The 10604-nt window shown below is 42.8% G+C and carries 8 protein-coding genes; 3 read left to right on the top strand and 5 right to left on the bottom strand.

Going from position 1 to position 10604, the window contains the following annotated elements; genetic code table 11:
* Positions 1-73 precede the first annotated feature (73 nt).
* From WJR50_RS22730 to WJR50_RS22715, 4 genes are all read right to left on the bottom strand, one after another.
* Positions 74-1063: an ABC transporter permease gene (locus WJR50_RS22730; protein WP_341295629.1), complete on the bottom strand. Its 990-nt coding sequence runs from the start codon at positions 1061-1063 to the stop codon at positions 74-76.
* Positions 1064-1168: 105 nt separating this feature from the next.
* Positions 1169-3574, bottom strand: coding sequence for an ABC transporter permease (locus tag WJR50_RS22725; protein WP_341295628.1), 2406 nt, complete (start codon positions 3572-3574; stop codon positions 1169-1171).
* Between the two features lie 53 nt (positions 3575-3627).
* Positions 3628-6015: an ABC transporter permease gene (locus WJR50_RS22720; protein ID WP_341295627.1), complete on the bottom strand. Its 2388-nt coding sequence runs from the start codon at positions 6013-6015 to the stop codon at positions 3628-3630.
* A 71-nt stretch (positions 6016-6086) separates the two neighbouring features.
* Positions 6087-8453, bottom strand: a complete 2367-nt coding sequence (locus tag WJR50_RS22715; protein WP_341295626.1) for an ABC transporter permease — start codon at positions 8451-8453, stop codon at positions 6087-6089.
* 213 nt (positions 8454-8666) lie between these two features.
* Between WJR50_RS22715 and WJR50_RS22710 the strand changes: the two genes are divergently transcribed.
* The 3 genes from WJR50_RS22710 (at position 8667) to WJR50_RS22700 (ending at position 10175) form a co-directional block, all read left to right on the top strand.
* Positions 8667-9458 carry a ThuA domain-containing protein gene (locus WJR50_RS22710; RefSeq protein ID WP_341295625.1) on the top strand — a complete coding sequence of 264 codons (792 nt, stop codon included), beginning with the start codon at positions 8667-8669 and terminating at the stop codon, positions 9456-9458.
* A gap of 163 nt (positions 9459-9621) precedes the next feature.
* Entirely contained in the window at positions 9622-9837 is a 216-nt protein-coding gene (locus WJR50_RS22705) for a hypervirulence associated TUDOR domain-containing protein (protein WP_341295624.1), read from the top strand.
* 5 nt (positions 9838-9842) lie between these two features.
* Positions 9843-10175 (top strand): DUF3140 domain-containing protein, encoded by a 333-nt coding sequence (locus WJR50_RS22700; protein WP_341295623.1) that lies wholly within the window; start codon positions 9843-9845, stop codon positions 10173-10175.
* 52 nt (positions 10176-10227) lie between these two features.
* On the opposite strand, the gene WJR50_RS22695 is transcribed toward WJR50_RS22700, so the two are convergent.
* Positions 10228-10482 (bottom strand): hypothetical protein, encoded by a 255-nt coding sequence (locus WJR50_RS22695; RefSeq protein ID WP_341295622.1) that lies wholly within the window; start codon positions 10480-10482, stop codon positions 10228-10230.
* Positions 10483-10604: the final 122 nt, after the last annotated feature.

Raw genomic sequence — 10604 nt, 5'->3', positions numbered from 1 at the left:
GGCTGAAATTCTGCTCGGTTCTTTCTGGCTAATATCGTAACTTTAATCAACTATAATCCAATCATGCGTAACATCAGATAATAAGTTGTTGCTTTGAAGCCCCTACTGATTTTCTAATGCCCACCTCTTCTGCCCGCTTCATGGATAAAGCGCTAGTAAGATTAATAAAGTTGAAGCATGAAATGATAAGTACAAATATGGTTACCAGCGATATGATATATATATGTTGTATACTTCCGCTTACCGAACTGCCTGATCGTGACCCACGTGAGTGCGCATATAAATAAATGCTTTCCAATGGCTCTAAAATCATTTCAAATTTCCCCTGACTCTGATCTTTATGCTGCTGAATAAATTCTGTGAGCTGCATGTTTAAGTCGGATGTATTTACTTCCTCAGGTAAAAGCAGATAGGTATAGAAAAAGAAGCGCTTCCAGTTATTCATCCAACCATCTCCCAGGGTTTCCATAGAGACTAACATGTTTACGCTGAAATGAGAATTGACAGGCATATCTTTCATGACTCCCGTCACCATGGCGGGATTATTTGTATTACCATTAATAAACAGGGTTTTACCCACTGGATTTTCTTTTCCAAAGTATTTGAAAGCTAATGACTCAGTAAGTACTAATGTGTTTGGAGCATTTAATACAGATCTATAATCACCGCGGAGCAATGGAAAGCTGAAAACAGAAAAAAAGGATGAATCCACATAAGCAATTTTTTCCTCGCTAAAAATATCCTGATTCTTCTGCACAATCAGATAATCCAGAAAAATGCGTGTCATATTTTCTACCTCAGGAAAAGCATCTTGAACAGCAGGTCCCATAGCTCCTACACTACTTTCATAGCTTGTACCCGTAGTACTTTCCACATTGGTCACCAGACGATAAATACGGTCTGACTTTTCATGAAAGGAATCGTAGCTCAATTCAAAACGCACGTACAGCAAAGCAAAAAAACATACAGACAAGCCAATCCCGAGACTTATCAGGTTGATAACTGAAGCGGTTTTATGATTCCACAAATATCTACAGGAAGTCTTCCAGTAGTTGTTAAACATATTGATTCATGATTATTGATCAATGATGGATGATGAATTTTTATAATCTATCATTTTCATCACTCACTATTCATCAGTCATTTTTCATTATTTATTAATCACTCATTATTCATATCGTAAGCTGTCTACCGGATTCTGTCGGGCTGCTTTGAGCGTTTGACTGCCGATGGCCAGAAGCGCAATCAGTAGAATGGCCACAGCGGGCAAAGCATAGAGCCACCAGACTATCGGAATGCGATGGGCAAAACCCGACAGCCACTCATCCAGAAAATAATTGGCGACCGGAATAGCAATGAGCAATGCAAGCAAAATCAATTTCAGGTATTGTTGGGTAAGAATGATGAATATGCTTTGCACGGTAGCTCCCAACACTTTCCGCACGCCAATTTCTTTGGTTCTTTGCTGCAAGCTAAAGGTAGTCAGACCTACCAGACCCAGGCAGGCGATCAGCATGGCGAGCAGCGCAAAGGTGTTAAAACCTTTCAGTACCAGTTTTTCCATCTGATAATGGTTTTTTAATGCTTCATCCAGAAAATGGTACTGATAAATACCTTGTGGAAATTCGGCTTCCCAACTGTCTTTGAGTTGTGCCAGAGAAGCCTGCATATTGGGCTGTGCTCTCACTTTTACGGCGGCTTCAAAGATGCCATACTTCCAGTTGATCAGTACACAAGGACTGATGTCTTCCTGCAAAGAATTATTGTAGTAATCTTTGACCACTCCCACAATAGCGGCTTTTCCCTCATTGATTTGCAGTTCCTGTCCTAGTGCTTCTTCAGGGGTCATGCCCAGTGCTTTCACCAGCTTTTCATTGACAATAAATTCATCAAACTGCTCTGAAGTACGAGTAAAATTCCTTCCGGCAATGAGCTGGAGTTGGTAGAAATCCAGATAGTCAAGGTCTATGCTCTTCATTTCGGCTTCCTGACCTTCTGTTTCAGATTGATGAGGCAGACGGAAACTGGTGCCATTCCAAACACCCACAGAAGTTGGTGCTCCGGTGGCCATCGTCACCGCTTCTATGCCCGGCTGGCTTAGTAAATTTTGTCGCAGTGCTTCTGCTTTCTGTTCATTAGGAACGGGTGTAGTCACCACAGCTTCCTTAACAAAACCCAGGTCAAGATTTTGGAAAAAATGTAATTGCTGGTACACCACCAAAGCGCCTATGCCCAACATCAGTACGATAGCAAACTGCAGCACGATCAGTGACTTACGTAAGCCAAAACCCCGGCTGTGGGCAGTCTTAATTTTGTTTTTAAGTGCTTTTACCGGCTCAAAGGCGGAGAGCACCAAAGCGGGATAAATAGTAGCCAGTGCACTCACCAGTAATGCAATCAAAATTGCAAAACCTATCATATCTCTACTCAGCGAAAGTTGCAGGTGGAAGAAAGCGAACAAGTCATTGAGCTGACCCAGGCAAAGGTGCGTAAGGAAAAGTGACAGCAGGACGGCGATGAGAATAATGAGGCTGTTTTCACCCAGATATTGGACAAAGAGCTGGAATCGGCTGCCTCCCAGTACTTTCCTTACCCCTACCTCTTTGGCCTGCCCGGCAGCCTGAGCGGTAGCCAGATTGACGAAGTTGATGCAGGCGATCAGCAGGATGAATATACCAATCCAGATCGCAGCCTGTATGGTTTTGAGAGGCATGGTATAGCTTTGGATGCTGGTGCTGTACAGGGTCTCGGTATGTATTTCCGAAAGCGGCTGCAGCGCATAGCTGATGATCTGATTGTCATGCTCATTCAGATACTTACTTTTCCAGGTATTGATCTGCTGCTCCAGTGCCTGGATATTTTCATTGTGCTGAGGAATAATATAGGTGGTTCCCTGATAATTTCCCGACCAGTTTTCAGCAAAATAAGGGTTATGCATTTTGTAAAATGCATAAGGAACAAGTATACGATACAGAATAGAAGAATTGGCAGCCGGGTCCTCCACCACTCCGGTGATTTGCAAAGCATCTTTGCTGTTCAGTTGAATGATTTTTCCCATCACTTCAAGGCTTTCCCATTTTTCGCCAAACAGTTTGACAGCCAGGCTTCGGGTGAGCAAAGCTGAGTTGGGATTGGGAAAGGCGGCATCAGGATTTCCCTGCAGCCATTGGACATCAAAAACCTGCCAGAAATAAGGGTCAGTAAAGAGCACCTGATCTTCTTCAAATTTACTTAATTCACTATCCGTATCGCGGATGCTGAAGCTTCTGCTGACTGGTCCTGCCGTTTGAGTGACGAGTGTTAAATCGGAAAAATCATTTCGCAGGGCTTCTGCCAGCGGATAAGCAGTAGAACTCCAATGATATGTCTCCTCCGCAAACCTGGTATGCTGCACCACACGGTAAATCTGATCTGCTTTCTGATGAAAACTGTCAAAGCTGAGTTCATACTTCACAAAGACATACATCACCATACAACAGGTCATGCCAATGCTCAGTCCGAGAATTTTAATCAGCGCCAGCCGCTTGTCTCTGAGCAATTTGCGCAAGGCTGTTTTCCAATAGTTTCTAAACATATTGTTTAATGATTATTGATCAATGATGAATTTTTATTATAAGTCATTATTCATTACTCATCCTTCAGTGATTCTACCGGATTGGCAGAAGCAGCTCTCAGACTTTGTCCACTCACTGCTAGTAATGCGATTAACAGCACCAGCACACCAGGCACCACATACATCCACCAGATCATAGGAATATGATAGGCAAAGCCTTGCAGCCATTCTCTCAAAAAATAATTCGCGATCGGTGCAGCTACCGCAAAAGCTATCACAACTAACCTGATATAGTCTTTGGAAAGTAGCAAAAGTATGCTTGTCAGAGAAGCACCTAAAACTTTTCTTATACCGATCTCTTTGGAGCGCTGCGAGACTGTATATGCCGTAAGACCAAATAATCCCAGACAGGCGATGATGATAGCAAGTACAGAAAACATGAGCAGCATCTTTTTAATATTGTTTTCTGCCAGATACATTTCCTGCATCTCTTGATCTACAAAACTATACAGCATTTGCGTGCCGGGTAGCATAATATTGAGCTTATCTTCAATCTGGGCAACGGTTTGCTGAGGATCACTAACTTCCATTTTGATCAGCATCGTACCCACCCGTGTGGGGCGGTATTCAATAAACATAGGGTCAACGTCATAATGCAGTGAGGCATAATTGAAATTCTTCACCACTCCGATGATTTCCCCTTTGTCACCATTTGAGGAATTTTCAGCCATTTTTCCGACCGGATCTTTTATATTAAGCGCATCCGCTGCCTTTTCATTTATGATAAAAACTACCGAGGTATCTGCTTTGGGCTGGAAGTTTCTTCCCTGCAACAGTTGTAGTTCTAATGTGGGTATCAGGCCTTCATCTGCCCGTATGCAACGCATAGAGTACTCATGACCTTCATCCATTTCTTCTACCAATCGTATGCCTTCCACACTGAGTCCATTTCCCAAAAACCCTGAAGTATTGGCGATACTGACGACACCCGGAATCCTGCTCAGTTCATTTCTGAAAATTTCCCGCTGATTTACGGCTTCGTCCCAAAGTGGACCATACAATCGGACAGAGATGAGTTGCTCTTTGTCAAAGCCTAACTCTTTATTTTGTAGATATTCCATTTGCCCATTAATGACCAATGCGCTGATGACAATAAAAATGGAGATAGCAAACTGAAAGACCACCAGTTTTTTTCTGGATTTCATCAGCCAGGAGGAGGGTAGCTGATTTCCCTTGATCACCTTCATCACCAAGAATCCTGAAATGGCAAAAGAAGGCGCACCACTGGATATCAACACAATGACTATTACGATAGCAAAAAGTAAGATCAGATTATCCAGGCGCAATAGATCAAGTGGATGTATGGAAAGCTCGGCAAGATCATTATAAACGGGTACGAGCAGCATACAAAGTAGTAAGGAGAACAAAGCAGCAAGTAAAGTGAGAACCATTCCTTCGCCAAGAAACTGCCAGAAAATATGCGCTCTGCGTGCGCCTATTACCTTTCTAATTCCTATCTCTTTGCTACGTTTAAGCATCTGTGTGGAAAACAGGTTGACAAAGTTCACACTGGCGATTAGTATTATCAGTAGGGCCAGTGCACTGAAGATATAGATATACACCTTATCACTGTTTTTGCCCATTTCCTGCTCGCGGTTGCCATCCAGATGAATATTGGAGATTGGATGTAGTTCGTAGAATGATTGCCTCCGCTCAATTTCTTCCCTGGTAGCTCCCCATTCTTCAAAAAACTGATAAGAAAAGTCTTCCATTCTATTACTGGCTTCTTCCATAGCTTGCGCATCTCTGAAAAGCACATAGGTGTAGACTGACATCCAGCCCCGTGATTCTTCAGAATCTTCATCCAGCCAATTATACTGGGTAGGCATGGATATCAGATACTCAAAATTGAGATGAGTGTTGACAGGTAAATCATCAATGACACCGGTTACTTCCAGATCATCTATTCCGCCGAAATGCACAGTTTTACCAACCGGATTCACTTCACCAAAAAGTTTATTCGCAATACTTTTTGTAAATACTATGGTATAAGGTCGCCTGAGAGCATCTTCTTTTGATCCATTTAAAAAATTTAGGTCAAACAAAGTGATTACCTCCTGATCAGCCATATAACCTTTGCCTACCGGTGTATGCGTATCCTCATACATGGCTACATCAAAAGTTCTGTGCTGTCCGAGGCGGGCTGTCTGCTCAATAGTAGGAAAACTTTTCTCCAGTTCTGCTGCCAGCGGCAAGGAGGATTTGGCCCATTCATGCAAGGAAACACGGCTGATTCGCTCATGCTTAGGAAAGCTTTTTTCAAAAGAGAGTTTCTGCTGGATATACATCAGCATCAGCAGGCTTGCGGAAATACCTATTGCTAACCCAAGCAGGTTTATCAAGGTATAAATTCTGTTGCGCAGCAAATTCCGCAGCGCAATGTACAGATAGTTTTTAATCATTATTAATTTTGTTTAATGAGGGATGAAGAATCCTCATTTGTCATCAATCCATTTTAATTATTAATTCATCATCATTCATCCCTCAGACTGTCCACCGGGTTTTTCAGTGCTGCCTTCAGGCCCTGACTACTGATGGTAAACCCAATCAGTAAAAGCATGGCTACGGCAGGTAAGGCGAAGAGCCACCATTGTACTGGTATGCGGTAGGCAAAATGACTGAGCCATTCATGCAAAAAGTAGTTGGCCAAAGGTATGGCTATGACAATTGCCAATACGATAAGCCTGAGGTAAGTCCGGAAGAAAAGCAATAGGATGCTTACTACCGAAGCGCCCAGGACTTTGCGAATGCCTACTTCTTTACTTCTTTGTTCGGCTGAAAAGGTAACCATACCCAGCAAACCCATGCAGGATATGATGATGGCCAGTACAGTAAAGATCATGGATGCTTTTTCTACTTTAGCTTCAAAGGCATATTGCTGCGTGTAGCTTTCGTCCAAAAACTGATAGTTAAAGGGATAGCCAGTGCTGTATTGCGCATAAGCTTCCTGTATAGCCTTTAGTGCTTCCTGGGTTTGCCCAGCTTTGATTTTCACATATACCTGTTCGGTATTTTCTGGCCAAAGCATCAAGATCAGAGGGCCTATCGGCTGGTGTAGCGAGCGATAATGGAAATCTTCTACCACACCTACTATGTTTCCTTTTCCTTTCCAGAAAGCCAGTTCATGCCCGATAGGATCTTCAAGTCCCATCAGGGCTACGGCCTCTTCATTGACGATATAGTTGACAGAATCTGCACTTACTTCACGGGAGAAACTCCTGCCTGCTTTGATTTTTACTCCCAGGGTTTCGGGATATTCATAATCTACCATGGCCAGGTTAAATTCCCGGTTATCATCTGCTGCCTTGCCCGGCCACCAGGGATCATCACTGGAATTTTGTGTCTGCAAAGGATTTTCTGAAGTGCGGGTAAGGGAAACAATAGCAGGCTGATGCAGCAGGTTCAGTCGGAAAGCATCATAATGATGACTCAGTTCAGGTGTATTGGGTAAGCTCACCACATGTTCTTTATCCAGTCCGAGGTTTTTTTCCTGCAAATAGCGCAATTGCTGATTGACCGCCAGGGCTCCGATGATCAGCACCATGGAAATGACAAACTGTGTAGTCACCAGTCCTTTTTTGAGCCACCCATCCTGCTCTCCGCCGCTCATCTTGCCCTTCAGGCTGCTGAGGGTTTTCATGGCTGCCATGACAAAAGCTGGATAGCTGCCGGAAAGTAAAGTAGTGAGCAGTGCAAGACATAATAAAGCAGTAAACATATGCCATGTCTCCTCCTGAAGCGACAAGCTGATTCCAAAATTTTGGTTGAATACCGGCAACAGCAGGTATATCATGCCCATAGCCAAAACCGATGCCAGTATCGTACTGAGCAAAGCCTCTCCCATAAATTGGAAGAAAAGCAAACGTTTGCACGCGCCCATCACTTTACGTACGCCTATTTCACGCGCTCTTTTGCCCGCCTGCGCCACCGAAAGATTAACAAAGTTGAAACAGGCGAGTACCAATACAATCAGTGCAACCAGCGAAAAGAGATACACATAACGGATATCGTTGCGCAGCAACACGGTGGTGAAGGAAGCATGCAGATGCACATCCTGAAAAGGAAACAAGCGGATGACATAATTAAGATCAGGATAATTTTTCTGAGGAATGTCTCTGATTTTATCATTCAATGCTGCCACTGCTATATCAGTCTGCACTTCTACCAGGGTGGTTATGGACGTACTTCCCCATTTTTTGAGCCAGTCATTCCGGTTTTCAAGATCCTGGTAGGGGATGATAAAATCAAACGTAAGCGAGGAATGTACAGGAATATTTTTTAGCAACCCACTCACCTGGTAAGTTCTCGCACCTTGCAAGTCCTTGAGTACAACCATTTTACCTACCGCTTCCTGCTCAGGAAAAAGCTGCATTGCCAGTTGCTCCGTAAGTACGATGCTTTGTAAATCGTCCAAAGCAGTGGCAGAATTACCCTGAAGCAGAGGGAAGGAAAACATGTCCAGAAAAGTGGCATCCGCATATATTCCGACCGGCTGACTGCTTTTCTCTTCATATTCCAGATTTACCTGGTAGGCCTGGTCATACCATATCCGGCTTATGTTGACAATATCTGGATAGTCTTGTTTTAGAACAGGTGCAAGATTGGCCGGTGTATTGGATCGTTGTTCGGTAGAGCCATCGGAGTAGGTCCAATCAGACACCACGATAAACAGCTTCTCTTTCTTTTCATGAAACTGATCAAACTTCAGTTGATATTGAACCCAAAGGTAAATCATCAGACTGCCTGCCAGACCCAGGGCCAGGCCCAACACATTGATGGTGCTGAAACCACGATGTTTCCAGAAGTTACGAAAAGCAACGATTAGGTAGTTCTGAAGCATAATAATAAATTATGAGGAATGATAAAGGCTTCATACATTTTACTCCTCATTATTCACTAATCATCATTCATTATCAAACTTTTTGCAGTCAAAGGGTCATTTTGTGCAGGGAAATGAAATAACTGCCATCTCCATACACTTTTTATATTGCAGGGATAAACAGTATATTATGGCATTTATGTGAACGGACGTACACTTAAACAACAACCACTTATGAAAAATTGCAATTTATATTTTTGCAGTCTGTGCCTAATCGTCAGTATCGCGGCCTGCTCTTCTGCGACTTCCAATGAGCAGCAGGAAAGCGCACAGCTAGAAGAAAGTCCCAGCCAGGACCAGCCAAAAGTGTTGGTATTCACAAAAACCAATGGCTTTCGTCATAAATCAATAGAACCTGGTATTGAGGCGATTCAGATGTTGGGACAGGAAAACAATTTTGCGGTAGATGCCAGCGAAGATTCTACTGACTTCACCTCTGACAATCTGCAAAATTACGCGGCTATAATTTTCCTCAATACTACCGGGGATATTTTGAACGAAGATCAGCAGCGTGCGATGGAACAGTATATTCAGTCAGGAGGAGGCTATGTGGGCATACACTCAGCTACCGATACCGAGTATGAATGGCCGTGGTACGGTAATCTGGCTGGTGCTTATTTTGATGGTCACCCTGGCAACCCTAATGTGCGTGAAGCTACACTGCACGTGGTAGACTCCGACCATCCTTCTACTAAACCTCTGCCGGCTGACTGGACAAGATCAGATGAATGGTATAACTACAAATCCATCTATGAAGGTAATAATGATCTTATCATGCTAGATGAAACTACTTATGAAGGAGGAACCAACGGAGAATACCATCCTATTGCCTGGTACAAAGCATATGATGGAGGACGTGCTTTCTACACCGGCTCAGGTCACACCAATGAGTCTTTTTCTGACGCTTTGTTTCTTGAGCATCTTCTGGGCGGCATACGTTATGCAATGGAAGATAGTGAGCTATAGCATCTAAATATTATTTTTAAGAAGACTGTCTTATGGTAAAGGTGGCAGTCTTTTTTTATCATAAAGCATGATAAGAAAAGCTCATTTTGTATAAATTTTATCTTGTTTTATTCAACATATCTGAAGCAGATATAGTTGTACAAAAAATTAAAAGCAACTTACTATGAGCAATATTAATGAAGGAAGTAAAGTAAAGTGGAAGTGGGGCGATAACTGGGCAGAGGGTAAAGTAAAAAGTATTTTTACCGAAAAGACCACCCGCAAGATTAAAGGTAACGAAATCACCCGTAATGGTTCTCAGGATAATCCTGCACTCTACATAGAGCAAAGTGACGGTGACCATGTGTTGAAACTACAAAGTGAGGTACAAAAAGAGTAAGACCTATGAAGGATCAGGAAAAAGAAGAGATATACCAGGAGTTTAAGGATAGGGTAAATATGACACCTTCCGAACTGGAAGACTGGCTGGATAAGGATGAATCAAAATCTGTTGGGGCTGATAGCGGAGATGGCGAAGCTGTAGGCCATAAATCCGGTAAGAAGATCATTGACATCAAGAATACTAAAAAGGCGGAGCTTACAGATGATCAGTACAAACATATGCAGAAAGTAGTAGGCTACGTAAATCGTCACCTTGCCCAAAAACCCAAAAGTAAGGTTGAAGACAGTAAATGGCGTTACAGCCTGATGAACTGGGGGCATGATCCCCTGAAATAAAGATAAGTAATACCATTCTTTACCCCCTATTAATGGTGCTTAAGGAAAAGGTTCAGGTTGACTTCAATTCATTTATTTCAATACGCTCCAGGTACTTGTCCACGTTTTTGGTATGAGTAAAAGCAACAATATTATGTATGCTTTGCCGGGCTACGTTCACACTGATTTCTACAAAGTACCCGGTATCTAGCCAGTACAGATGATAACAAAAGATATCATTGATCACCCCTATGAGCCAGTATCCTGAGCGATTCACATATTCTAGCTGATATTCGGGAGACAACTGGACAAAATCTTTGATCAACATAAGCTTTTTAGGAAAGATCAAATTTTTGGACCAGCTATACCTGCCAAAATATGAGCGCTTATTACTGATGTAGTATTCTTTCAGAAAAATTAAGAGTCCAGGCTTTTGTCCTCAGCTATCCG

The sequence above is a fragment of the Catalinimonas locisalis genome (assembly GCF_038039535.1).
Classification (GTDB): domain Bacteria; phylum Bacteroidota; class Bacteroidia; order Cytophagales; family Cyclobacteriaceae; genus Catalinimonas.
Note: the sequence above shows the minus strand (reverse complement) of the source record. Positions and strands in the feature narration are given on the sequence as shown.